This is a genomic window from Pseudacidovorax sp. NFM-22 (genome assembly GCF_021401245.1).
In the GTDB taxonomy this organism is placed as follows: Bacteria; Pseudomonadota; Gammaproteobacteria; order Burkholderiales; family Burkholderiaceae_C; genus Xenophilus.
On the sequence record NZ_JACBFY010000013.1, the window covers coordinates 37,295 to 61,985 of the forward strand.

Here is a 24,691-nt window from a genome sequence, read left to right on the forward strand (position 1 = left end):
CAAGGGTTGCCAGTGCGCCCCAGCCGGCCGTTGCCCGGCAAAGGCGGCGCGATCAGCCTGCCACCGCCCGGCCGCCCCGTCCCTCAGGCCGCCAGCGCTGGCCAGTCGCGCACCAGCGCCGGCAGCTGTTCCATCCGCTCGAACAGGCCCAGCGCGCCGGCCTCGGTGAGCCAGCGGCCATGGTCCGCATCCACATGGCTGCCGCCCAGGAAGCCCAGCACCGCCATGCCCGCCGCGCGGGCGGCCAGCACGCCGGTGGCGCTGTCCTCGACCACCAGGCAGCCGGCCGGCGGCACGCCCAGCTGGCGGGCGGCATGCAGGTAGGCATCGGGCGCGGGCTTGGGCCGGCCCACGTCCTCGGCGGCATAGACGTGGCGGCCGGCGAGCGGCAGCAGGCCCGAGGCCTCCACGCTGCGGTGGAGCCGGTCGAAGGCGCTGTTGGAGACGATGGCCAGCGGCAGGCCGATCCCGGCGTAGGCCTCGCACACGCCCGGCATGGCCGGCGCCAGGCAGGCCACGCGGGCATCGATGTCGCGCTGCAGGGCCGCGCGGTGCTCGTCGGTCAGCGGGCGCTCCAGCCGCTGCTCCACCAGCCGGATGATGTCGATCACCCGACGGCCGAACAGGCCGGCGAGGGCCGGCTCGACGTCGACGCCGCCGAAGGCGCCGGCCAGCACCTCGCGCATGGCGCGATCGGCCACCACCTCGCTGTCGACGATGACGCCGTCGCAGTCGCTGAGCAGGGCGCGCAGGGCCGCCGCGCTCACAGCTCCGTCACCCGCTTCTTGGCCGCGAGGATGGAGGCCGGGCTCATGCTCAGCTCGGTCACGCCCATCTCGACGAAGCGCGGGATCAGGTCCAGGTTGGCCGCGGCCTCGCCGCACAGGCCCACCCAGATGCCGGCAGCGCGGGCCGCCTCGCAGGTCAGGGCGATGGCGCGCATGACGGCCGGATGCTCGGTGCGGTAGAGCGAGGCGATCTGCGCATTGGCGCGGTCGGTGGCCATCACGTACTGCGTGAGGTCGTTGGTGCCGATGGAGAAGAAGCTCACCTCGGCCGCCAGCGCGTCGGCCTGCAGCACGGCGGCCGGCGTCTCGACCATGATGCCCAGCTCGAAGCGGGCATGGGCCACGCCGGCGGCGGTCAGCTCGGCGCTGCATTCGTCGACCAGCGCGCGCACGCGGCGCACCTCGTCGAGGTCGCTGATCATCGGGATCATCACCCGCACGTTGCCCACGGTGGCGGCACGCAGCAGCGCCCGCAGCTGGGGCTTGAAGACCTCGGGCCGGTCCAGGCACATGCGCACGCCGCGCCAGCCCAGGAAGGGGTTCTCTTCCTTGGGGAAGTCGATGCCGGCCACCGGCTTGTCGCCGCCGATGTCCAGCGTGCGGATGATCACGGGCCGGGGGTGGAAGGCCTCGGCCAGGCGCTGGTAGACCTCGGCCTGCTCGTCCTCGGTGGGCAGGCTGCGGCGCTGCATGAACAGCAGCTCGGTGCGGAACAGGCCCACGCCCATGGCGCCGGCGGCCTGCGCCAGCGGGATCTCGTCCAGGCCGCCCAGGTTGGCCACCACCTCGATCTCGCGGCCGTCGCGGGTGCGCGGATGCAGGTCGCGGTAGCGGTCGAGGGCGGCGCGGGCCTCCCGCTCGGCGGCCATGCGGCGTTCGGCATGGCGCTGCTGCGCGGTGTCGGGGTTGACGATGACGCGGCCGCGCGTGCCGTCCACCACCAGCGTGTCGGCGGCCTTGAGCTGGGCCTCGCCCAGCGGCACGCCCAGCACGGCCGGCACGCCATGGGTGCGGGCCATGATGGCCACGTGCGAGGTGGCCGAGCCGCCGGTGCACACCAGGCCGCGCACATGGCGGATGGGCACCTGCGCGAACTCCCAGGCGCTCAGGTCGGCGGCCACCAGCACGCAGGGCCCGTGGATGCCGCGCAGGTCGGGCAGCGACTGGCCCAGCAGCCGCGCCGCCAGGTGGCGCGTGACGCCGCGGATGTCCTCTGCCCGGGCGCGCATGTAGTCGTCGGCCATGGCGTTGAAGCTGTCGGCCAGCACCTGGCCGACGCGCAGCGTGACGGCCGCCGCATCGCCGCGGCCCTCGATGCCGCGGATGATGGCGCCCACGTATTCCTCGTCCTGCGCCAGGTCGATCAGGGCCTGGAGGATGGCCCGGTCCTGCTCGCTGGCGGCGCCGTCGGGCACGCCGCCGCCGGCCGGCTGCACGAAGTCGGCCAGCGTGCGGCGGAAGCGGTCCAGCTCGGCCGGCACCTCGGCGGCGTCGATCACCTGGCGGCTGGCCACCAGCGGCTGCGGCAGGTAGACATAGGCCGGTGCCAGGGCGGTGCCGCGGCTGCCGGCCACGCCGCAGAAGCAGTTGTCGGCGATGGCCTCGTCGGCATCGTCGGCCCCGCAGTCCTGCGCGGCGGCGTGCGGGGCGGGGGCGATCAGTGCGCCCTCTTCCAGGCCGGCGCGCGGGTCCTGCAGGTACTGCACCAGGCGCGCGAGCGCGTCCTGCTCGTCGCTGCCGTCGGCGCGCAGCAGCACTTCCTCGCCCTCCTTCACGCCCAGCAGCATCAGCTTGACCGAGCTCTTGGCGTCCGCCGGGTTGCCCTGGCGGACCAGGTGGATGCTGGACTTGAAGCCCTTGGCCAGCTTGGCCATCTGGGCGGCGGGACGCGTGTGGAGGCCTTCCACCACACGGACAACGGTGGATAACTCGATCATGGGGAGCTCGGGGCGCGGGAGGTCGGAGGGCGTACCGCCGCGCGCGCTGAAGGCGGCGGCAGGACGGGCCGGGCGCTGCGCCCGACGCCCCGCGGCCGTGCCGGCGCAGGCGGGGAACGCAGGCGAGGGAAGCGTCAGTCGGCGATGGTGATGCGGCTGCCGGCGCCGATCTCGCGGCGCAGGGCGTTGGCGTCCAGGGCCTCGACGCAGATCTCGCCGGGCCGCTCGGCGGCGGTGGCGCCGTTGAAGCTGATGACCACGTGCCCCATGTCGCGCACCTTGTCCCAGGCCGTGCTGCCGACGGCGGTGACGCGGGTGTCGATGCCGCCCAGCGTGATGCGCGCGCCCACCGGCGGGCATTGCAGCGGCACCTCGGCCGCCACGCGGTGCTGCACCGACACCTCGGCCAGGGCCGGCGGGGCGCCGTCGGCGTAGAGGATCAGCACGCCGCCGTCCAGCAGGTCGGGCACCTCCTCGCCGATGGCGGTCACGGTGGTGGAGTAATAGATCATGGGGTCTCCGTACAGGTCTTGGATGCTCAAAGAAGGAAGCTGGCCGCCCAGGCGATCACGACCGAGGTCGGGCCCATGATCTGGCGCGAGATCAGCACCGCCGGGACGCCGACGCGGATCGTATCGGGCTTGGCCTCGCCCAGCGCCAGGCCCACGGGCACGAAGTCGCAGCCGACCTGCGCGTCGTAGGCGAACAGGGCAGGCAGCGCCATGGCCGGCGAGATGGTGCCGTTGGCGATGGCCGGGCCGATGATGGCCGCGCCGATCACCTGCGCGATCACGGCGCCGGGCCCCAGGATGGGCGAGAGGAAGGGCAGCGCACAGATGGCCGACAGCACCAGCAGGCCGATCACGTTGCCGGCCAGCGGCTCCAGCAGGTGGGCCAGTACGCCGCCGATGCCCGTCTCGTTGATCAGGCCGATCAGCATGGTCACGAAGGCCATGAAGGGCAGCACGTTGCGCAGCACCTGGTCGATGGACTTGCGGCCGCTGTTGAACAGCACGCCGATCACGCCGCCCATGCCGCGGCCGATGGAGGTGATCAGGCCCACCACCCCACCCTGCGGCGGCTGGCTGTCGGCCGCGCGGCTGGAGGCCGCCATGACGGCCGCGCCGCCGAAGGCACCGCCCATGGCCGCTGCGGCCGGGGCGGCCGCAGTGGCCGCGCCGCCGGCGGGCTGCAGCTGCTCCACCTTCACGCCCGAGACGTAGATGTCCTCCGCGATGAAGTCGGCCAGCGGGCCCGACTTGCCCACCGGCGTCAGGTTGATGGTGGGGATGCGCTTGCGCGGATAGACGCCGCAGCGGGCCGTGCCGCCGCAGTCGATGACCACGGCCGCGACCTCGCTCTCGGGCGGCGGGGCGCGGAAGCCGTCCACCACCGTGGCGCCGGTCATCTCGGCCAGGCGGCGCGCCACCTCGGGGATGTCGCCGCCGGTGACGGCCATGATCTTGTCGCGCTCGGGCGTCGGCGTGATGGTGAGCGGGCCGCCCCAGCCGCCGGGGCCGGCGGAAACGGTGACGGAACGGAACGCGGAAGTGCTGGACATGGCGCGGGTCTCCTCGGGTCGGGTCTTGTTGTGCTTGTCGGTCGGGCGGGCGGGCGGGTCGCGTCGGCTTACAGCGCGACGCCGTCGCGCTTGGCGATGAGCATCGTGATCTTCTCGGTGACGATGCCCTTGAGCAGGTTCACCACCAGGCCCACCAGCAGGTAGGCCAGGGCCAGCTTGGGCAGCGAGAAGGGCGCATGGCCCTGCTCGGCCAGCTTGGTGATGGCGGTGGCCACGCCCAGCCAGACGAACAGCTCGCCGGGGTTGCAATGCGGGAACAGGCCGGTGATGGGATGGCACAGCGACACCGCCGAGTCGTAGAAGGCGGGCTTGTGCTTTTCTTCCACGAACATCCCGAAGGTGTAGGCCATCGGGTTGGTCAGGAAGAACATGGCCAGGAAGGGCAGCACCGTGTAGCGGGTGATCGCGTTGCCGGCGGCGAAGCGCGCCAGCCGATGCACCCGCTGCTCGCCCACCAGGGCGATCACGGTGTAGACCGCGGTGAGCAGCACGATCAGCGTCGGCAGGATGCCCGTGACGAAGCCGACGAAGGTCTTGCCACCGGCGTTGAACACGCCGATGAACGCCTCCGCTGCGCGGGCGAGGAATTCGAAAGTCTCCATGGAATGTCTCCGTTGTGGTTGTGGAGTGGACGGGGGGAAATCGGGGGCGGCGCGCGTCGACAGCGCGGCGCGCGGGGCGTCGGGGTGTCAGGCGGCCTGGGGCCGGGGCTGCGGTGCCGCCTGGCCTTCGGGGGCGGCGGGCCCTGCCGGCGCCTCGGCGGCGCACTCGGTCTGGCGCCGATGGACGGCCTCGACCTGGGCGATGGCCTGGCGGATGGCCAGGGCCTGGGGCGTGCTGCCCTCGGCCTGGGCGGCCAGCTGCTGCAGCGTCAGGCCTTCGGCGCCTTCCTGCGGCTTGAAGCGGGCGAAGATGCTGATGCCGCCCAGCAGCTGCAGGCGGCGCACGCGCAGGGCCGGATCGACCTCCAGCAGCGCCACGGCACCGCCGCGCAGGCGGCGGCGGGACTGGCCCACGCCCAGGTAGCCGTCGGACCAGCGGCGCGTGGCCTCGCCCATCGCGCCGCGGTAGTGGCGGTACTGCACCCAGGACGCCGCCACCTGTAGGGCCCAGAACAGGGTCAGCAGAAGCAGCAGTTGTTGCGTTGTGGGCATGGTGTCTCCAGGTTGTTGTCGGCGGCCGGTCATCCGGTTCCGGCGCGCTTCACCATCGATCGTTGGCGATGGGGAAAATGGTACATTTGTCCATCGACTAGTCAATATGTTCACGCATAAGGGTGTTCACTAGGTGCCAGGCCCGGGCGCCGGTGCCATCGTCCGACCCCCATGCTCGACACCGAACTCGCCCACCTCTGGAGCGTCCAGCCCGACTTTCCTGCGCAACTGCGCCGCTGGCACTGGTGCCGCGACGCCCATGCCGCGTTGCTGCTGGGCCGCGCCCGCGCCCTGGGGCCTGACGGCGTCGATGCGACGGTGGACCGCCCTGCCCTCGCGCAGGCCTTCTGGACCTGGGCGGCGCTGCTGGAGCAGGCCCAGCCGCTCGAAGCCCGCGATGCCGTGGACGTGGCCCACTTCGCCAGCGGTGCGTTGCTGTGGCAATGGCTGCGCCACCCGCCGCTGGTGCTGCCGCGTGCGACGCACGAGGCCGCGCAGGTGCGTGTGCTGACCGACGCGGCGCTGACGCTGCTGCAGGCCTGGCGTGTGGCGCGCGGCGCGGCGCCGCTGGACGCCGGACTGGAGGCGCGCGTGGCGCAGCACTGGGCCAGCTACCTGGAGAACGTGCGCGAAGACGCCAGGCAGGCCATCGCTTTCCTGGACCTGTTCAGTGGCGCCACGCCGGTCTGGCGCTATCCCACGCATCCGCAACTGCGGCCCGCCTTCGTCGCCGTGCCCGCCTGAATGACGCCGCTTCAGGGGCGGCGGTGCGATGCACGGGGCCCATTGGCGGCTTGCTTGACGAATGGGGCGCCAACCGGCAGGGAGGCCCAACGACTTGGGTGCCAACCGACGGGAAGGCTCGATGACAGGGGTGCTAACCGGCGGGGGGCTCGAACGACTGAGGCGCTAACAGGCGGGGAGGCTCAACGACTGGGGAGCTAACAGGCGGGGAGGCGCAACGACTGGGGTGCTAACCGGTGGAGGACGCCGGCATGCGTGCTCCCGGTGCACGCTCGCGCTGTCCGGCTTGTTGCACAGCGCGGGTGCTCGCTCTCCACCGACGCGCCTGCCGCACTGCAAGGCGCCGCGAATGGCACCTCCGCACGCACACCGGCATCCTCCACCTCGACGTTGGGCGTGAACAGCCGGATCGGGTCGGGTGCCTTGGTACTTGCCGAGCGTCGCGCGGACGGCCTGAGGACCGGGAACCTTGGCTCCCCTCTCCCCTCGCGGGAGAGGGGCTGGGGGAGAGGGGGTGCCTCACCAGGGACTTGCCGGTCGTTGACGCCGTCGCCCCCTCTCCCCAACCCTCTCCCGCAAGGGGAGAGGGAGTCCATGCAGACGCGGCGTCACCACCTGGGGGTTCGCGCGCAGCGTCGAGGCGGAGGGTGCCGGTGTGCGTGCGGAGGTGCCATTCGCGGCGCCGTGCAGTGCGGCAAGCACGTCGGTGGAGAGCGAGCACCCGTCCCATGCAACAAGCCGGACAGCGCGAGCGTGCACCGGGAGCGCGCATGCCGGCGCCCTCTGCCGGGTTAGCGCCCACCCGCCCCGCGCCGCCCTCAAGCAGTCACCTGACCCGACACGACCCAACCTGAAGCCCAAGCCCAAGCCCAAGCCAAGCCAAGACCCAGCCACCAATGTCGAGGTGCTCTGACCAGCGCCTAAGCCTGCGCCGCCGACCCGACCGCACCGCACTGCAGCGCGGCCACCTGCCCCACCCACGCGCCGGCCTCGACCTGCGGCAGATGGCCCACGCCCGGCAGCAGGTGCAGGCCCACCGACGGCGGCAGGGCTTCGACCTGGGCCCAGGGCAGGATGCGGTCCTCGCGGCCCCACAACACATGCACCGGCACGTCGGCCTGCGCCAGCACCGCGTGCAGCGACGATGCAGGCCCGTCCGCCGGCAGCAGCCGTTCGGCCAGCGTCCGCAGCGCCTCGCGGCGGCCGGGCCGCTGCAACTGCTGCAAGGCGGTGGCGACGAAGGAGCCGGTGATCCAGCGGGCCTCGTGCACCAGCCGCCCCATCACGGCCTTGAGCATGGATTCGTCCTCGGCCTGCGTGAGCCCGTCGATGAACGCGGCATCGGCCCGGCCGCCCAGCCCCAGCGGCGCCAGCAGCGTGAGCGAACGCACCCGCACCGCCGCCTGCTGCAGCAGCGCCAGCGCCACGCCACCGCCGAGCGAATGGCCCAGCACATGGGCCGTCTCCACGCCCTCGTGGGTGAGCCGGTCCAGCACCTCGGCCGCCACGCCCGCCAGGTCCACGGATGCGGATTCGGGCGACTTGCCATGCGACGGCAGGTCCAGCGCCAGCACCGGCAACGTGGCCGGCAGGTGCGCCAGCAGCGGTCGCCAGGAGCCCAGGTCGGCACCGAAGCCATGGATCAGCACCAGCGGCGCGCCCTGCCCCGTGCGCAGCCACTGCAGGTGCAGGCCCGGCGCATCCGCCGGCGCACCGGCGCCGCCCAGCAGGTCGGCAGCGAGGATGCGGCCGTCGGGCCCGCTGCCGCGCACGGTGGCGAGGTCGATGCCACGCTGGCGCGCCAGGCTGCGGGCCAGGGGCGTGGCGCGCAGCAGGCCGCCTTCCGCCACAAGGGGCGCCGCGGCGGCGGCGGCGGCGGCGGCGATGGCCGCGGGCTGGGCGATGGCCTGCGCCACCGGCTCGTCCGGCAGGGCCTCGGCATGGGCGTCGGGGGCGGCAACCGGGCCCGACTCCGCCGGCGGCGCCTCGCCCGCCGCCAGGATCCAGCCCACGATCTCGCCCACCGGCATCGACACGCCGATCTCGCCGCGGATGCCGTGCATCGTGCCGTCGGCCGGTGCGTCGACTTCCATCGTGGCTTTGTCGGTCTCGATCTCGAACAGCACCTGGCCCTTGCGCACCGCGTCGCCGTCCTTGACATACCAATGGGCGATCTTGCCCTCGGCCATGTCCATGTCGACGCGCGGGAGGATGACTTCGGTGGCCATGCTCAGCCCCTCGCGCGCACGCTGCGGCGCACCGCGGCCACGATGTCGGGCGTCTGCGGCACGGCCGCGCGCTCCAGCTGCGGGTTGTAGGGCAGCGGGCAGTCGGCCCCGCCCAGGCGGATGATGGGCGCGTCCAGCCGGTCGAAGGCGGCGCTCTCGGCGATGGCGGCCGACACCTCGGCGCCGATGCCCAGCTCCTTGGTGCCTTCGTAGACGCAGACCAGGCGCGTGGTGCGGCTGACGCTGTCCACCAGCGTGGACAGGTCCAGCGGCCGCAGCGAGCGCAGGTCCACCACCTCGGCCGAGATGCCCTCGGCGGCCAGCTCGGCCGCGGCCTCCAGCGCCTTGTGCACCATGATCGCGTTGGCGGCGATGGTCACGTGCTCGCCGGCGCGGCGGATGCGCGCCTCGTGCAGCGGCTCGGTGTAGTAGCCCTCGGGCACCGGGCCCTTCATCTTGTAGAGCAGCTTGTGCTCGTAGAACATGACCGGGTCCGGGTCCTCGATGGCGGCCAGCAGCATGCCCTTGGCGTCGTGCGGCGTGGAGGGCTGCACCACCTTCAGGCCGGGCACGTGCGCCAGCCAGGCCTCCAGGCTCTGGCTGTGCTGCGCGGCGGCGCCGGTGCCCGAGCCACTCGGAAAGCGCATCACCAGCGGCACCGAGGCCTTGCCGCCCAGCATGTAGCGGATCTTCGCGGCCTGGTTGACGATCTGCTCCATGGCCAGCGTGGCGAAGTCCGAGAACTGGAATTCGTACACCGGCCGCTGCCCCATGAGCGCGGCGCCCACGGCCACGCCGGCGCCGGCCAGCTCGGAGATGGGCGTGTCCATCACGCGCGACTCGCCGAAGCGATGCACCAGATCGCCCGTGACCTGGAAGGCGCCGCCATAGACGCCGATGTCCTCGCCCATCAGGAACACGCGCGGGTCGCGCTCCATGGCGATGGCCAGCGCCTCCTGGATGGCCTGCGCGTAGCTCAGCTCGCGGCTCTCAACGGACATGGGCGGCCTCCTTGGGCGAGCGCGTGTAGACGAAGTCGGTGACGGATGCGGCGTCGGGGGCCGGGCTGTTCTTGGCGTACTCCACCGCCTCGGCGATCTCGCGCGCCACGTCGTCGACGAGGGCCGACACCTGCTCGGGCGTGATCAGGCCGCAGGACTGCAGCGCCTGCTCGTAGCGGCCGATGGGGTCGCGCGCGATCCAGGACTCGATCTCCTCCTTGGTGCGGTAGCGGTTGCGGTCGCTCTTGGAATGGCCGCGGTGGCGGTAGGTCAGGCACTCCAGCAGCGTGGGGCCCTGGCCGCTGCGGGCGCGCTCCACCGCCTCGATGGCGGCCTCGGCGACGGCGGCGAATTCATTGCCGTCCACCGTCACGCCGGGGAAGTCGTAGGCCTGCGCGCGCTGGGCGATGCGGCGCACGGCCGTGGAGCGCTCGGTGGAGGTGGACATGCCGTACTGGTTGTTCTCGCACACGAACACCACCGGCAGCTTCCACACGGCGGCCATGTTCAGGCTCTCGTGGAAGGCGCCTTCGTTGTTGGCGCCATCGCCGAAGAAGCACACGGCCACGTTGGGCTTGCCCTGCTGGCGCAGCGCCAGGGCCGCGCCCACCGCGATGGGCAGGCCGCCGCCCACGATGCCGTTGGCGCCCAGGTTGCCGCTGGCCACATCGGCGATGTGCATGGAGCCGCCGCGGCCGCGGCAGTAGCCGGTGTCCTTGCCAAAGAACTCGGCGAACATGAACTTCGGGTCCGCGCCCTTGGCGATGCAGTGGCCGTGGCCGCGGTGGGTGGAGGTGATCACGTCGCCCTCGCGCAGCGCGGCGCCGACACCGGTGGCGCTGACCTCCTGGCCGATGGACAGGTGCATGGTGCCGTGCACCAGGCCGCGCATGTAGGCCTGCTCGGCGCCTTCCTCGAACTGGCGGATCAGGTGCATCTGCCGCAGGAAGCCGTGCAGCTGCTCGACGCTGAAGCGCTCGAACACGCGCGGCACGCCCTCGGCACCGACGGCGCCGCCCTGGACGGAAGGCGTCGTCATGCTGCGAGCTCCAGTTCGCCGTACACCAGGCGGTCCTGGCGGCGGCGGAACTCGACGATGCGCGAACTCTGGTCGACGGCCACATTGGCCGAGGTCAGCAGCTCGCCCTTGCGGATCGGCTGCGTGACCTTGCCGCGTTCCAGCAGGCCGCAGGGCACGGCGCGCTGGCGGCGGGCGTCCTCGGCCGTCATGGCCCAGGCGCGGTAGGTGTACTCGCCGATGGCGTCCAGCGTGTCGCCGGGGCGCAGGTCGCGCTTGGCCACGGCGCACACCTCGGCCGTGGGCCGGGCGATGGGCGCCATGTCGGCGCGGTTGTAGAGCACGGCGCGCACGCAGGTCAGCGGCACTTCCAGGCTGCACAGGTGGTAGGGCCGGTAGAAGGTGTAGTACGGGCCCTTGCCGAGCTTGAGGTAGTCCATGCGCTCGCGCAGGCGCGGGTGCGCCATCTCGGCCACCACGAACACGCCCGGGGCCACGCCCTTGCCGATGGTGTAGTCGACCACGCCCTTGCGGCCGAGCACGCCGCCGTCCTCGCGCGGGACCAGCACCTGGCTCAGCTCCTCCAGCGAGCAGGACGGGCCGTGCATGCCGGGCACGTCGGGCACCAGGCCGGTGGCGTTGGCGATGGCGGACATTTCCACCGCCGTCTTGGAGCCGTCCACGAACTCCACCAGCATGCGCGGGTTGAGGTTCTTGGAATGCGCCTCGGCCGCGTAGTCGTCGGGCGTGGCGTCGATGTTGAGCGGGTTGTTCTTGCCCTTGCCGGCGGCGATGACCGGGTAGCCCAGGGCCGAGACGAACTGGATCAGCTCGATGGTGGAGCTGGGCTCATCGCCAGCGCCCAGCGAATAGATCACGCCCAGGCGGTCGGCCTCGTGCTTGAGGTAGGCGCCGATGGTGACGTCGGCCTCGACGTTCATCATGACCAGGTGCTTGCCGTGCTCCATGGCGGTCAGGCCGATCTCGGCGCCCACCGCGGGCTTGCCGGTGGCGTCCACCACCACGTCGATCAGGCCGCTGCGGCAGACCAGCTGCGCATCGGGCGTGACGGCCACGCGGCCGGCCTCGACGGCGCGGTCGAAGTCGCTCTGCGTCTCCACCACGCGATGGGCGTCGCCGCCGTGGCCGGCCTCCTGCAGCGCGCGCAGGGCGGCGGGCACGTGGATGTCGGCAATGGCCGCCACCACCACGCCGCGCATCTGCAGCACCTGCGTGACGATGTCCCCGCCCATCATTCCCGAGCCGATCAGGCCGATGCGGATGGGCTTGCCCGTCAGGGCACGGGTTTCGAGATCGGCCGCCAGGCCGCTGGGAATGAATCCGCTCAAGGGAGTCTCCTGAAAGTGTGGGGGGAGGAGGACCGGCTCGGCCCATGACTGAACATTTGATTTTTATTTTGTCATTATGTTCATCACACAGCAAGACCGGGCGGCGCGGACCACGGATCGGGGAAACCCGGAGGCAGCAAAAAGCCCCGCGTCGCGGTGCGAGGCGGGGCCTGGGGGCGCGCCGGAAGGCGCGCGGCATCGGCGTGGGGAGGGTCAGCCTTCCTGGTCGATCTCCAGCATGCGGGCGGCGGCATGCTCGTCGGTGATCAGCACCGTGGGCTTGAACAGGCGCATGGTGGCGTGCAGCGCCCGTGCCTTGCCGACACCGCCGGAGGCCACGATGCGCTGCGGCACCTGGCGGATGGTGTCGGGCGGGATGGCCATCACGCACTCGTGGATGGGGTGGTCGATCAGCTGGCCGCGCGCGTCGTAGAAGTGGAACAGCGACTCGCCCACCGCCCCCAGGCGCAGCATCGAGCGGCGCACCTCGTCAGAAAGGTAGCCGTCGCGGAAGGCGGTGGCCGTCGGCGCCAGGTCGCCCACGCTCAGCAGTACGGCGTCGAGCTCCCTGGCCTTGTCGAAGACCTCGCCCAGGCCGCAGCCCTCGATCAGCATGCGGCGCGAGGCCGGGCTGTCCACCAGCGCCGGCGCATTCATCTGCAGGCATTCGGCCTGGAACAGGCTGGAGAAGCGCCAGGCGAATTCCGAGGGGTTGTAGCGCTTGATCTTGGTGATGCCGCCCAGCATCGAGACCACCGACAGGTCGGGCACCGGCGTCGTGCGGATGTAGCGCAGCGATTCGAGCAGCGTGCGGCCCCAGCCCAGGCCCAGCTTCATGCCCGGGCGCACCAGCTCCGACATGTACTGGCCGGTGGCCGCGCTCACGGCCAGGGCGGCGTCGGCCTCGGGGCTGGACAGCGGCGCCACCACCGCCTCGGCCAGGCCGAAGCGCCGCTCCAGCGCCCGCTCGAGGTTGACGCATTCGGGCACGCCGCTCTCGATGGTGAACTTGACCTCGTGCCGCTCCAGTGCGTCGTTGAGCAGGCGCACGACGGTCACCCGGCCCAGGCCCAGGCGCTGGGCGATGTCGTTCTGGGTCATGTCCTCGATGTAGTACATCCAGGCGGCGCGCAGACGCATGCGCCGGTTGCGGGCATTGGCGGTGACCTTGTCGGCGCCACCGTCCTGCGCCGCCGCTTCATCCGTCGACGTGGCTTTACGGTTCAATGGAGGGACCTCTTGCTTGGCGGACACCCCTTGCGTCCAGCCGGTATGCTACCCCCTGTACATAGTGCCTTGCCGGAGTCGCAAATGTCTCGCAAACCCCAGGATGCCGCTGCCGCCAGTCCGGACAAGGCGCTGGCGCTCAAGGACGGCCTGCGCGAAGTGCGCTTCAACGTGAAGCAGGGCGTGCGCAAGCTGACCGAGGCGGTGGACGCCATGGCCTCGGCGCGCGACCTGCCGGCGCCCGGTCCGCTTGCCATGCTGGGCGAGCCCCTGGGCTTGGCCCTGCGCACCACCGCCTCGCTGCTGAGCAACGTGGACCACGCGGCCGTCAGCCTGCTGGCCGACGATGCGCCGCTGCGCGCCATGCAGGCGCCGCCCCTGCCCACGGCCCGCTATTTCGGCGGCAGCGCCGAGCCTGCGTTGTCGCTGCATGCCTTCACGGTGGACCACGGCTGGCGGCAGCGCCACTGGCTGAAGCGCTCGGGCCACGACCGCGTGTTCGTGCACGAAGCGGCGATCGAAGCCGCCGGCCTGCAGGCGCGGGACGACCTGGCCGCCGGCGGCGAGGGCGCCACGGCCTCGCAGGTGTTGGCCACGGTGGCGGCCGCCATGGTGGCGCAGGGCGCGCTGAGCGGGCCGATCATTCCCGCAGGCGAATGCGGCGACGACCTGCAGCGCCTGACGGCGCGCGGCGCCATCGTCGCCATGCTCGTCGGGGAAACCTACCCGCTGACCCCGGCGCAGGACCCGGCCCGGCGCTACCGTGACGCGCTGGACATGGCCGACGACATCATGCGGGCCCAGGAGGAGGCATGGCTGCAGGCGCTCCGGTCCGACGATGCCGTCGGCGCACTCACCCGTTGGTTCGGCTTCGTGGCCCGGCATCTCTGACGCGGCGCCGGGCGCCACCACGCCTGCATGCGCGGTCTGGATTTCCCCCGACCAGTACAGGTTGTCGCGCCGGCTTCAAGAAAGCGGTCTAAGCTCCCGCTGCGCTTCATCATTCAACCCGGCCGACACGGCGCCCGACGCCCGTGCAAAGGCCCATTCCGTCATGAGGAGCTGATCCATCCATGTCGACCTCGCCGTCGCCATCCAAACTTTCGCGCACCGAGCGCGCCGCGCGCAATGTCCGCGCGGCCCGTGCCGCCCTCTCCCGTGCCTCGCGCCGCGCCGTGATGACGGCCGCCATGGCCCTGGGCGCCAGCCTGCTGATCAATGCCCAGGCGCATGCCGCCCCGACCGTGGGCCAGAAGGCGCCCGACTTCGTCGCCGTGGACACCAACGGCCAGCGCCACCAGCTGTCCGACTTCGCCGGCAAGTACGTGGTGCTGGAATGGACCAACCCCGGCTGCCCCTTCGTGCGCAAGCACTACGGCAGCGGGAACATGCCCGCCACGCAGAAGGCCGCCACCGCGCGGGGCGCGGTCTGGCTGGCCATCAACTCCACCGAGCGCGCCGCCAGCGACTACCTGCCGCCGGCCGAACTGGCCGCGTGGATGAAGGCCCAGTCGGGCGCCCCCACCGCCGTGCTCATGGACGAGGACGGCATCGTGGGCCAGGCCTACGGCGCGCGCACCACGCCGCACATCTTCATCATCGATCCCCAGGGCGTGCTGGTGTACGCCGGCGGCATCGACAGCATCGCCTCGGCGCGGCCCGACGACATCAAGGCCGCGACCAACTACGTGAACCAGGCGTTGGCCGATGCCTTCGGCGGCCGCCCGATCTCGGTGGCGAGCACCAAGCCCTACGGTTGCTCGATCAAGTACCGCACGGGCTGAGCGAGGCCGGCGGCGTCGGGGCGCCAGCCACCGCCGCCGCCAAGTCCGTCACGCACACGGGCCCCGCTGCGACAATCCGGCGATGCCCTTCGCCCCCCTCCAGAACGACAGCTTCCTGCGCGCCTGCTGGCGTCAGGCCACCGACCACACGCCCATCTGGCTGATGCGCCAGGCCGGCCGCTACCTGCCGGAGTACGTCGCCACCCGCGCCCGGGCCGGCAGCTTCATGGGCTTGGCCACCAACGTCGACTACGCGACCGAGGTCACGCTGCAGCCGCTGGACCGCTTTCCGCTGGACGCGGCGATCCTGTTCTCCGACATCCTGACCGTGCCCGACGCCATGGGGCTGGGGCTGTCCTTCGAGGCCGGCGAAGGCCCGCGCTTCGCGCGCACCGTGCGCGACGAGGCGGCGGTCGACGCCCTGCAGGTGCCCGACCTGGAGCGCTTGCGCTATGTGTTCGATGCAGTGGCCTCCATCCGCCGCGCGCTGGCCGGCCGCGTGCCGCTGATCGGCTTCTCGGGCAGCCCGTGGACGCTGGCCTGCTACATGGTCGAAGGCAGCGGCTCCAGCGACTGGCGGCATGCCAAGGCGCTGATGTACGGCCGCCCGGACCTGATGCACCGCATGCTGGCCGTCAACGCCGACGCCGTGGCGGCCTACCTCAACGCCCAGATCGACGCCGGCGCGCAGGCCGTGATGGTGTTCGACAGCTGGGGCGGGGCCCTGGCCGACGGGGCCTTCCACGAATTCAGCCTGGCCTACACCGCGCGCGTGCTGTCGCAACTCAAGCGCGAGGGCGCGGACGGCCAGCGCGTGCCGCGCATCGTGTTCACCAAGGGCGGCGGCCTGTGGCTGGAGGCCATGGCGTCCACGCTCGACTGCGAGGTGCTGGGCCTGGACTGGACGGTCGACCTGGCCGTGGCCCGCGCCCGCGTGGGCGAAGGCCCGAAGGGCAAGGCGCTGCAGGGCAACCTCGACCCCAATGTGCTGTTCGCGCCGCCCGGCCGGGTGGCGGCCGAGGCCGTGCGCCTGCTCGACCGTTTCGGGGCGCCGCACCGCGATCCGGCCACCACCGGCCCGACCCACATCTTCAACCTGGGCCACGGCATCAGCCAGTTCACGCCGCCCGAGCATGTCGCCGCGCTGGTGGAGGCCGTTCATCGGCATTCGCGCGCCCAGCGGACTGCATGACGGCCGGCCGCCGCTGCACGCATTGAGGGAGCAGCCAGCCCGCATGGGACGGGCACCGGCAGGGTTTTGTCGCTTTGTCAAGCCTCGGTGCCACTACTTATGCACAAAGTTCGTGCTGCGGTGCGCCATAACACCGGGCCTCTGCCACGGCGGAGCCCCTGCCGTCCAGCACTGCTAAGTGATTGATTCCTAGGGATTCGTCACCCTGCCCTTTTTACGGGCAATCTGGCCAAGGCCTTGATTTGACGGGCTTTGGCGGCCTTCGCAGCCGCCTATCAACAAAGTTATCCACAGGAACTCTGGATGACTGCCAAACTCCCGAAAAATCAAACACTTAGATGTTGCTTGTCGAAACAAGCATGAACGAAGCGTCCCAAACCGGGGTTCGCGTGCGGGTGGCGGTGCAGACACCGGCCCACAGCGGCATCTCCGAACCTTTGACTTACGTCACGCCAAGCCCGGTGCCGGCGGGGGCGCTGGTGCGCGTGCCGCTGGGCCAGCGCGAGGTGCTGGGTGTGGTGTGGGGCGAGGCCGGGGAAGAGCCGGCAGGCACCACCCTGCGCGCCGTGGCCGCCGTGCTGGAGGGCCTGCCGCCCCTGCCGGCCGGCTGGCGCGACCTGGTGGAATTCGCGGCCCGCTATTACCAGCGCGCCATCGGCGAAGTGGCGCTGGCCGGCCTGCCGCCCCAGTTGCGGGAGCTGGGTGCCGACCAGCTCGCGCGGCGGCTGGCCCGCCAGCCGAAGGCTGCGGCGGCGCCCGTGGAAGGCGACGCGCCCCGCCCGCCCACCGCCGAGCAGGCGGCCGTGCTGGCCGAACTGCGCGCGGGCGATGCGGGCGTCTTCCTGCTGCACGGCAGCACCGGCAGCGGCAAGACCGAGGTCTACCTGCAGGCCGTGGCCGAGCTGCTGGAGGCCGACCCCGAGGCGCAGGCCCTGGTGATGGTGCCGGAGATCAACCTCACGCCCCAGCTGGAGGCCCGCTTCGTCGCCCGCTTCGCGCCGGTCTACGGCCCGGGCGCGGTGGTGTCGATGCACAGCGGCATGACGAATCCCCAGCGCCTGGCCAGCTGGCTGGCGGCACACCTGGGCCGCGCCCGCATCGTGCTGGGCACGCGCATGGCCATCTTCGCCAGCCTGCCCCGGCTGGCGCTGCTCGTCGTCGACGAGGAACACGACCCCAGCTACAAGCAGCAGGAAGGCGCCCGCTATTCCGCCCGCGACCTCGCCGTGTGGCGGGGCCGGCGCGAAGGCGCCCGGGTGCTGCTGGGCTCGGCCACGCCGTCGCTGGAAAGCTGGTGGGGCAGCCGCCCGGCGTCGGACGGCGATGCCGGCGGCCGCTACCGGCGCCTGTCCATGCCCACCCGCGTCGGGGCCGGCGACCTGCCCACCGTCCGGCTGGTGGACATGAACCTGCAGCCGCCGCGCACCCGGCTGTCGGCGGCGCTGGTGGACGCCATCGCCCAGCGCGTGGCCCGCGGCGAGCAGAGCATGCTGCTGCTCAACCGCCGCGGCTATGCCCCGGTGCTGGCCTGCGGCGACTGCGGCTGGAAGAGCGAATGCCCGCACTGCAGCGCCTACCGCGTCTTCCACAAGATCGACCGCAGCCTGCGCTGCCACCACTGCGGCTTTGCCGAACGCGTGCCGCGCGCCTGCCCGGCCTGCGGCAACCTGGACATCGCCCCCGTGGGCCGCGGCACCGAACGGCTGGAGGAGGAACTGGCCGAATTGCTGGCGGGCGTGCAGCGGCCCGAGGGCGAAGGCGGCGGGCCGGTGCGCATCGCCCGCATCGATGCCGACAGCACCCGGCACGAGGGCGCCCTGGCCCAGCAGCTGGCGCAGGTGCACGACGGCGCCGTGGACGTGCTGGTGGGGACGCAGATGATCGCCAAGGGGCATGACTTCCGGCGCATCACGCTGGTGGCGGCCATCAACCCCGACGGCGCGCTGTTCTCCAGCGACTTCCGGGCGCCGGAGCGGCTGTTCTCGCTGCTCATGCAGTCGGGCGGCCGCGCGGGCCGCGACAGCGCCTGGCTGGCGGCGCAGGGCAGCCGGGCGGAGATGTGGATCCAGAGCTTCCATCCGCAGCATCCGCTCTTCGCGGCACTGCGGCGGCACGACTATGCGGCCTTTGCCGAACAGCAGCTGGAGGAGCGGCGCGCCGCCAGCCTGCCGCCCTTCGCCTTCCAGGCGCTGCTGCGTGCGGATGCGCGGACGCAGGAGGCCGCCCAGGCCTTCCTGACGGCGGCCAGCGCGGCGGTGGACGATCTGCCCGAGGCGGCCGCCGTGCAGCGCTATCCGGCGGTGCCGCTGGCGATCCAGCGCGTGGCCAATGTGGAACGGGCGCAGATGCTGGTCGAAAGCGAATCACGGGTGGCGCTGCAGCGCCTGCTGGCGCACTGGCATCCGCGGCTGCATGCGCTGCGGCGCGGTCCGGAGGGGCAGGGGATCATCCGGTGGCTGATCGACGTGGATCCCCAGGCGATCTGAGGCGCGCTCCCGCGGCTTCGCTGCCTTTCACCGCGGGGCGGTCACCCCAGCCCGTGGGGTGTGCCGGCGTCCCTCAGGCCTGACGGTGCTCGATGTGCCCGAGCGGCGGCTTGATGACCTGCACGTAGGAAAGCACCCGCCGGCGCGTCGAGCGCAGGCGGACGGCCCACGCGCCGATCGCGAGCAGCACGGCGCCAGCCGCCAGGAGGGCGGCGGCCCATCGCACCTGGCCGTGCGCGGCCATTGCACCCACCGCGGCCAGTGCCGCCACGGCGACCATCACGCGAACCCATGTTTGCATGATCAGAACCTCTGAAACATGCGCTCACATTAGGCCGGACGGCGGCTGCGCGGCGTAGGAATACCTCGCATGCCGAGGGTGACGAAAGGCCTATGGCGCTCGGCCGCGGCCGCCGATCAGCGCAGGAGGGCCACCGCGAGCGGGAAGCTCAGGAAGGCGCCGACGGTCGTCCACAGGATGATCCGCGCCACCCGGCCGGTGTCCGCGCCGTAGCGCTCGGCCAGCATCGAGACGTTGCTGGCGCTGGGCAGCGCCGCCGTGAGCACCAGCGCCACGCCGGCCAGCGGCGACAGCCCGGTGCCTGCAGCCGCCAGCGCCGTCACCAGTCCGAGCACCAGCAGCGGATGCACCAGCAGCTTGAAGCCCACCACCGGCAGCAGGTCGCGCAGCGCGGCGCGCCACGGCGGCTGCGCGCCGCCCTCGCGCGCCCGCAGGGCCGAGCGTGCCAGCACCGCGCCGATGGTGAACAGCGCCGCCGGCGACGCCGCGTCCGCCAGCATGCCCACCGTGCGGTCGACCGGCGCCGGCAGCCGCCACTGCAGCGCGGAGGCCAGCGCGCCCAGCACCATCGACCAGGGCATCGGGTTGCGCACGATGCCGCCCAGCGCGCGCCGCACGGCCTGCGCCGCCGCGCCGCCCTCGTGCGTGTCCAGCCGCGACAGGGCGATGCACAGCGAGGAGGTCAGCACCATGTCGAAGGCGATGGTGACGATCACCGGCCCGGCCACCGCGGGCCCCAGCAGGGCTGCCAGCAAGGGCACGCCCATGAAGCCGGTGTTGGGAAAGGCGGCCACCAGCGCGCCGAAGGCGGCGTCGTTCCAGGGGTGTCCGGTGCGCCGCGCGGCGGCGGTGGCCAGCGCCACCATCGCCAGTGCGGCCACGCCCCACGCCAGCGCCACCCGTGCATCGAGCAGCTGCGCCAGCGGCGTGCCGGCCGCGAAGCGGAACAGCATGCAGGGCAGCGCGAAGTACAGGACGAAGACGTTCAGGCCCGGAATCGCCTCCAGGGGCATCAGGCCGCGCCGGGCGGCCAGGTAGCCCAGGGCGATGAGCGCAAAGAAGGGGAAGGTGGCGGCGAAGACGGCGAGCACGGCCGCGCATTCTCGTCGCTGGCCCCCCGCCAGTATCATTGCGCGCTTTTGCGTCCGGCCGATCCAGCGTCGCGGCGCGTGCAGCCCTCCCCCCTCTCGCCATGTCCTCCGGCCTCAATCTCGCCCAGCAGGAAGCGGTCAACTACCTCCACGGGCCCTGCCTGGTGCTCGCCGGCGCGGGTTCGGGCAAGACGCGGGTGATCACCCACAAGATCGCACGCCTGATCCAGGCCGGGCTGGAGCCCAAGCGCATCGCGGCCATCACCTTCACCAACAAGGCGGCGGCCGAGATGCGCGAGCGGGCCAAGGGCCTGATCGGCCGCGACGCCAAGCAGGTGGTGGTGTGCACCTTCCACGCCCTGGGCGTGCGCATGATGCGCGAGGACGGCGGCGTGCTCGGCCTCAAGCCGCAGTTCAGCATCCTGGACGCGGACGACGTCACCAAGATCCTCAAGGACGCTGGCGGCACCACCGACACGGCCACCGCCCGCACCTGGCAGTGGACGATCAGCAAGTGGAAGAACATGGGCCTCAACTCGGCCGAGGCCGAGGCTCAGGCGGTGGACGACAACGAGCGCATCACCGCGAAGATCATGGCCCGCTACGAGGAGCGCCTCACGGCCTACCAGAGCGTGGACTTCGACGACCTGATCGGCATGCCGCTGCAGCTGCTGCACAAGCACGAGGCGGTGCGCGAGAAGTGGCAGAAGCTGCTGGGCCACATCCTGGTGGACGAATACCAGGACACCAACGCCACGCAGTACGAGGTGCTCAAGCTGCTGGCCGGCGAGCGGGGCCGCTTCACCGCCGTGGGCGACGACGACCAGTCCATCTACGGCTGGCGCGGCGCCACGCTGGACAACCTCAAGAAGCTGCCGATCGACTATCCGCAGCTCAAGGTCATCAAGCTGGAGCAGAACTACCGCTCCACCAGCGCCATCCTGCGCGCGGCCAACAACGTGATCGGGCCCAACCCCAAGCTCTTTCCCAAGACGCTGTTCAGCGAGCTGGGCGAGGGCGAGCCGGTGCGTGTGGTGGACTGCGACAACGAGCAGCACGAGGCCGAGCGCACCGTGGCCCGCATCCAGGGCCTGCGCGAAAGCTCCACGCACAAGGAATGGCGCGACTTCGCCATCCTCTACCGCGCCAACCACCAGGCGCGCATCTTCGAGCAGGCGCTGCGCCGCGCCAACATTCCCTACAAGGTGTCGGGCGGCCAGAGCTTCTTCGACCGTGCCGAGATCAAGGACCTGTGCGGCTGGTTCCGGCTGTGGGTCAACAACGACGACGACCCGGCCTTCCTGCGCGCGGTGACCACGCCCAAGCGCGGCATCGGCCACACCACGCTGCAGCAGCTGGGCGTGTTCGCCAGCCAGTACAAGATCAGCCTGTTCGAGGCGCTGTTCTCGCCCTCGCTGCCCAGCGCCGTGCCCAGGCGCGGCATCGAGGGGCTGCACGAGTTCGGCCGCTACATCAACGACCTCGAATACCGCGCCCGCCACACCGTCGGCGCCGAGGGCGCACGGGCCTTCCTGATGGACTGGCTCAAGGACATCGAGTACGAGAAGCACCTCTACGACGGCGAGGACAGCGAGCAGGCCGCGGCCAGCCGCTGGACCAACGTGCTGGAGTTCTGCGACTGGATGTCGCAGCGCTGCGGCGGCCAGGTGGAGGACGCCTCGGGCGCCACCACCGGCCCCGAGGCCAAGAGCCTGCTGGAAGTCGCGCAGACCATCTCGCTGCTGTCCACCATCAGCGAGCGCGAGCAGGACCAGAACGTGCTGACCCTCTCCACGCTGCATGCGTCCAAAGGCCTGGAGTGGCCGCACGTGATGCTGGTCGGCGTGAACGAGGGCCTGCTGCCCTTCAAGCTGGACGACGACGAAGGCCGGCAGGAGAAGGTCACGGAGAACATCGCCGAGCGCCTGCAGGAAGAGCGCCGCCTGATGTACGTGGGCATCACCCGCGCCCAGCGCACGCTGGCCGTGAGCTGGATGAAGCGCCGCAAGAAGGGCCGCGAGATGGTGCAGGCCGCGCCCAGCCGCTTCATCGCCGAGATGGCGCTGGACAAGACCACCGCCAAGGAAGACCCGCGCGAGAAGCTCAAGGCCCTGCGCGCCGAGTTCGCGCGCCGCGCCGCCGCGGCCGCCTCGGCCGCCGAGCCCTCGAACTGATACCGCCCCAAGGAGCCGCGATGCGCCTGCTGCCCCCTCTGCTGATCGCGCTGGCCGCCGCCGGCTGCGCGGGCACCCGCGTGCCGCCCGGCTGTCCGGCCACGGCCAGCGACATGAAGCCCTCGGACCTCTATGGCTGGTGGGATGCGCGCTTCCAGAACGACGCGGCGCCCGCTGACGTCGAATTGCGCCCGCATCCGGAATACGCCGGCAGCGTGCGTGGCACCATCGCCAGGGCCGGCTCCCCGCTGGCCCAGCTGGCCGGCGACATCAATGCCGACGGCCAGTTCAGCCTCGACGAATCCCGGGACGGCCGCACGATCAGCGCGGTCTGGACCACAGACCTGCAGCCCGCCTCGTGCGGCAAGGAGTTCACTGGAACATGGCGCAACACCGCCACCGAGCAGAGCGTGCCCGTCGTTCTGCGCAAACGCCCCTCACCCTGAGCTTCCTGACGCTGGCCGCCCTGGCCAGCCCTTTCGCAGTCCAGGCCCAGACACGCGCGCTGGCACAGGCCGCCCCCGCCCCGGGCCTTCCGCCCAGCCCGCTGGCGGACGCCCAACTCACCTGGCAGCAGTGCGCGCGCCTTTCCGCCGACAACGCCGCCCGGCTGGCCTGCTTCGACCGCTGGGCCCTGCAGCAGCAGACACCGGCCGCCACGCTGCCACCGGCCCCGCCCGCGCTCGCCTCTGCGCAGCCGCCGGACGCACCGGCCGTGGACAAGCCCGTGGACGTGGCCCAGCCCGCCACGCGCGTGATCGCCGTGGCCGACACCGAAGGCTGCCGCGACCGCCAGTACTCCGCGCTCTCGCGCTTCTGGGAGCTGGAGGAAGGCAGCAGCTGCGGCACCTTCACCTTCCGCGGCTACCGGCCGCTGAACGTGTCGATCTCCACGGCCGACGGCCGGCCGCAAACGCCCACCTCGCCCGCCGAGGGGCACACCGGCACGGCCATGGCCTACCAGCCCAGCGAGATGCGCATCGGGCTTTCGGTGCGCACCAAGCTGGCCGAGGGCCTGCTCACGCGTGGCGACCCACTGCGCCGCGACTCGCTCTGGTTCGGCTACACGCAGCAGTCGACCTGGCAGGTCTTCAACTCGGACCTGTCGCGGCCCTTCCGCACCACGGACCATGAGCCCGAGCTCATGTACGCCTACCCGCTGGACCTGAGCCTGCCCGGCGGCTGGCGCTGGCGCTATGCGGGCCTGGGGCTGGTGCACCAGTCCAACGGTCAGAGCCTGCCGCTGTCGCGCAGCTGGAACCGCGTCTACCTGATGGGCGGGGTGGAGCTGGACAACCGCTTCGCCATCACCGCCCGCGTGTGGCACCGCGTGCACGAAAGCGCGGCCGACGACGACAACCCGGACATCACCAACTACCTGGGCCACAGCGAGATCATCGGCACCTGGAACGTGGACCCGGTCAACACGCTGCGCGGCACCGCACGCGGACTCATCGGCGGCAGCGGCAAGGGCTCGGTGCGGCTCGAATGGCTGCGCGCCATCGGTGATCCGGCCAAGAGCGACCTGCGCTTCCATGTGCAGCTGTTCCACGGCTACGGCGACACGCTGGTGGACTACAACCGCAAGCGCACCGTCCTGTCCGTCGGCCTGAGCCTCGTGGACTTCTGATGCCGCGGCGGTCCCGCATCGGCCTGGCGCTGGGCAGTGGCTCGGCGCGGGGCTGGTCGCACATCGGGGTGATCCGCACGCTGGAAGAGGCCGGCTACGCGCCCGACGTGGTCTGCGGCACCTCCATCGGCGCACTGGTGGGTGCCATCTATGCGGCCGGCCGGCTCGACTGGCTCGAAGACTGGGTGCGCAAGCTCACCTGGTCGGGCACGGTCGCCATGCTGGACCTCAAGATGGGCGGCGGCCTGATCGAAGGCGGCAAGCTGCTCCGGTTCTTCCGCGAGCATTCGCAGGACCCCGACTTCGCCGACCTGCCCAAGGCCTTCGGCTGCGTGGCCACCGAGTTGGCCACCGGCCGCGAGGTGTGGCTGCGCGAAGGGCCGGTGATCGATGCGGTGCGTGCCTCGATGGCCCTGCCGGGCCTGTTCACGCCGACCCAGCAGGAGGACCGCCTGCTGGTGGACGGCGGGCTGGTCAACCCGATCCCGGTGTCGCTGTGCCGCGCCATGGGCGCCGACCTGGTGATCGCCGTGGACCTGAACTGGGACCTGATCGGCCGGCGCAACCGCACCGCCTCCACCGACGGGACGGCCGTGGCCGAGCTGCCCAAGGCCGGCGTGCTGGCGACGGTGCTGGGCAAGCTGCGGCCGGCGCCGCGTGCACCCGCCGGCAGCGGGACGGAGATGCCCTCGCTGCTGGACGTGCTGGGCACCAGCCTCAACATCATGCAGGTGCGCATCACCCAGAGCCGCATGGCGGGCGAGCCCGCCGACGTGCTCGTGCGCCCGCGCCTGTCGGACATCGCGGCGATGGACTTCCACCGTGCCGCCGCCGCCATCGCCGAGGGCGAGCGCGCGGCCCAGCAGGTGCTGCCGCTGCTGGCCGACTTGGCGGTGCCGCTCAAGGACGGCGGCAGCCTGCCGCCGGTGACCGTCCAGGGCTGACCGACGCCGGAGGACGGGGCAGGCCGAGGGCCGGACAATGCCGTTCCGTCCACGCCCGGCT

22 protein-coding genes are annotated in these 24,691 nt (G+C 71.8%); 9 read left to right on the forward strand and 13 right to left on the reverse strand.

The features are described 5' to 3' along the window. Positions 1-83 precede the first annotated feature (83 nt). From L0984_RS29100 to L0984_RS29125, 6 genes are all read right to left on the reverse strand, one after another. Positions 84-767, reverse strand: a complete 684-nt coding sequence (locus L0984_RS29100; RefSeq protein ID WP_234197905.1) for an HAD family hydrolase — start codon at positions 765-767, stop codon at positions 84-86. Next, on the reverse strand, positions 764-2,725 hold the full coding sequence (gene ptsP, locus L0984_RS29105) for a phosphoenolpyruvate--protein phosphotransferase (RefSeq protein ID WP_234197906.1): 1,962 nt from the start codon (positions 2,723-2,725) through the stop codon (positions 764-766). The genes L0984_RS29100 and ptsP overlap by 4 nt, the downstream gene beginning before the upstream one ends. 134 nt (positions 2,726-2,859) lie before the next feature. Continuing rightward, positions 2,860-3,237 carry a PTS glucitol/sorbitol transporter subunit IIA gene (locus tag L0984_RS29110; protein WP_017761672.1) on the reverse strand — a complete coding sequence of 126 codons (378 nt, stop codon included), beginning with the start codon at positions 3,235-3,237 and terminating at the stop codon, positions 2,860-2,862. A gap of 26 nt (positions 3,238-3,263) precedes the next feature. After that, positions 3,264-4,286 carry a PTS glucitol/sorbitol transporter subunit IIB gene (gene srlE, locus L0984_RS29115; RefSeq protein ID WP_234197907.1) on the reverse strand — a complete coding sequence of 341 codons (1,023 nt, stop codon included), beginning with the start codon at positions 4,284-4,286 and terminating at the stop codon, positions 3,264-3,266. Between the two features lie 68 nt (positions 4,287-4,354). Next, entirely contained in the window at positions 4,355-4,909 is a 555-nt protein-coding gene (gene srlA, locus L0984_RS29120; RefSeq protein WP_234197908.1) for a PTS glucitol/sorbitol transporter subunit IIC, read from the reverse strand. Positions 4,910-4,996: 87 nt separating this feature from the next. Further along, entirely contained in the window at positions 4,997-5,461 is a 465-nt protein-coding gene (locus tag L0984_RS29125; RefSeq protein ID WP_234197909.1) for a transcriptional regulator GutM, read from the reverse strand. A 171-nt stretch (positions 5,462-5,632) separates the two neighbouring features. Here L0984_RS29125 and L0984_RS29130 point away from each other — a divergent pair, with 171 nt between their 5' ends. Continuing rightward, positions 5,633-6,205, forward strand: a complete 573-nt coding sequence (locus L0984_RS29130; protein WP_234197910.1) for a hypothetical protein — start codon at positions 5,633-5,635, stop codon at positions 6,203-6,205. Between the two features lie 920 nt (positions 6,206-7,125). On the opposite strand, the gene L0984_RS29135 is transcribed toward L0984_RS29130, so the two are convergent. The 5 genes from L0984_RS29135 to L0984_RS29155 form a co-directional block, all read right to left on the reverse strand. Beyond that, complete coding sequence (locus tag L0984_RS29135; RefSeq protein ID WP_234197911.1) at positions 7,126-8,433, reverse strand: acetoin dehydrogenase dihydrolipoyllysine-residue acetyltransferase subunit; 1,308 nt, start codon at positions 8,431-8,433, stop codon at positions 7,126-7,128. 2 nt (positions 8,434-8,435) lie between these two features. Then, entirely contained in the window at positions 8,436-9,434 is a 999-nt protein-coding gene (locus L0984_RS29140; RefSeq protein ID WP_234197912.1) for an alpha-ketoacid dehydrogenase subunit beta, read from the reverse strand. Beyond that, positions 9,424-10,473 (reverse strand): thiamine pyrophosphate-dependent dehydrogenase E1 component subunit alpha, encoded by a 1,050-nt coding sequence (locus L0984_RS29145; protein ID WP_234197913.1) that lies wholly within the window; start codon positions 10,471-10,473, stop codon positions 9,424-9,426. Before L0984_RS29145 ends, L0984_RS29140 begins: the two co-directional genes overlap by 11 nt. Further along, positions 10,470-11,801 carry an NAD(P)H-dependent oxidoreductase gene (locus tag L0984_RS29150; protein WP_017758324.1) on the reverse strand — a complete coding sequence of 444 codons (1,332 nt, stop codon included), beginning with the start codon at positions 11,799-11,801 and terminating at the stop codon, positions 10,470-10,472. The genes L0984_RS29145 and L0984_RS29150 overlap by 4 nt, the downstream gene beginning before the upstream one ends. A gap of 213 nt (positions 11,802-12,014) precedes the next feature. Further along, the gene (locus L0984_RS29155; protein ID WP_234197914.1) at positions 12,015-13,028 is read right to left on the reverse strand and encodes a sugar-binding transcriptional regulator; all 1,014 of its coding nucleotides are present in this window, start codon (positions 13,026-13,028) and stop codon (positions 12,015-12,017) included. Between the two features lie 84 nt (positions 13,029-13,112). On the opposite strand from L0984_RS29155, the gene L0984_RS29160 reads away from it, so the two are divergent. From L0984_RS29160 to priA, 4 genes are all read left to right on the forward strand, one after another. Further along, the gene (locus L0984_RS29160) at positions 13,113-13,919 is read left to right on the forward strand and encodes a hypothetical protein (RefSeq protein WP_234197915.1); all 807 of its coding nucleotides are present in this window, start codon (positions 13,113-13,115) and stop codon (positions 13,917-13,919) included. A gap of 182 nt (positions 13,920-14,101) precedes the next feature. After that, entirely contained in the window at positions 14,102-14,812 is a 711-nt protein-coding gene (locus tag L0984_RS29165) for a thioredoxin family protein (protein WP_234197916.1), read from the forward strand. 82 nt (positions 14,813-14,894) lie between these two features. Continuing rightward, the gene (gene hemE / locus L0984_RS29170; protein WP_234197917.1) at positions 14,895-16,004 is read left to right on the forward strand and encodes a uroporphyrinogen decarboxylase; all 1,110 of its coding nucleotides are present in this window, start codon (positions 14,895-14,897) and stop codon (positions 16,002-16,004) included. Positions 16,005-16,363: 359 nt separating this feature from the next. Further along, positions 16,364-18,490: a replication restart helicase PriA gene (gene priA / locus L0984_RS29175; protein ID WP_234197918.1), complete on the forward strand. Its 2,127-nt coding sequence runs from the start codon at positions 16,364-16,366 to the stop codon at positions 18,488-18,490. A 73-nt stretch (positions 18,491-18,563) separates the two neighbouring features. Here priA and L0984_RS29180 read toward each other — a convergent pair whose 3' ends face one another. Then, positions 18,564-18,791 (reverse strand): hypothetical protein, encoded by a 228-nt coding sequence (locus L0984_RS29180; protein WP_234197919.1) that lies wholly within the window; start codon positions 18,789-18,791, stop codon positions 18,564-18,566. Positions 18,792-18,907: 116 nt separating this feature from the next. Continuing rightward, complete coding sequence (locus tag L0984_RS29185) at positions 18,908-19,882, reverse strand: AEC family transporter (RefSeq protein ID WP_234197920.1); 975 nt, start codon at positions 19,880-19,882, stop codon at positions 18,908-18,910. Between the two features lie 101 nt (positions 19,883-19,983). Between L0984_RS29185 and L0984_RS29190 the strand changes: the two genes are divergently transcribed. The 4 genes from L0984_RS29190 to L0984_RS29205 are packed head-to-tail and all read left to right on the forward strand — an operon-like array spanning position 19,984 to position 24,630. After that, positions 19,984-22,056, forward strand: coding sequence for an ATP-dependent helicase (locus L0984_RS29190; RefSeq protein ID WP_234197921.1), 2,073 nt, complete (start codon positions 19,984-19,986; stop codon positions 22,054-22,056). A 20-nt stretch (positions 22,057-22,076) separates the two neighbouring features. Further along, positions 22,077-22,502: a hypothetical protein gene (locus L0984_RS29195; protein WP_234197922.1), complete on the forward strand. Its 426-nt coding sequence runs from the start codon at positions 22,077-22,079 to the stop codon at positions 22,500-22,502. Next, complete coding sequence (locus L0984_RS29200; protein WP_234197923.1) at positions 22,439-23,686, forward strand: phospholipase A; 1,248 nt, start codon at positions 22,439-22,441, stop codon at positions 23,684-23,686. Before L0984_RS29195 ends, L0984_RS29200 begins: the two co-directional genes overlap by 64 nt. Continuing rightward, positions 23,686-24,630 carry a patatin-like phospholipase family protein gene (locus L0984_RS29205; protein ID WP_234197924.1) on the forward strand — a complete coding sequence of 315 codons (945 nt, stop codon included), beginning with the start codon at positions 23,686-23,688 and terminating at the stop codon, positions 24,628-24,630. The genes L0984_RS29200 and L0984_RS29205 overlap by 1 nt, the downstream gene beginning before the upstream one ends. The last annotated feature ends 61 nt before the right edge of the window (positions 24,631-24,691 follow it).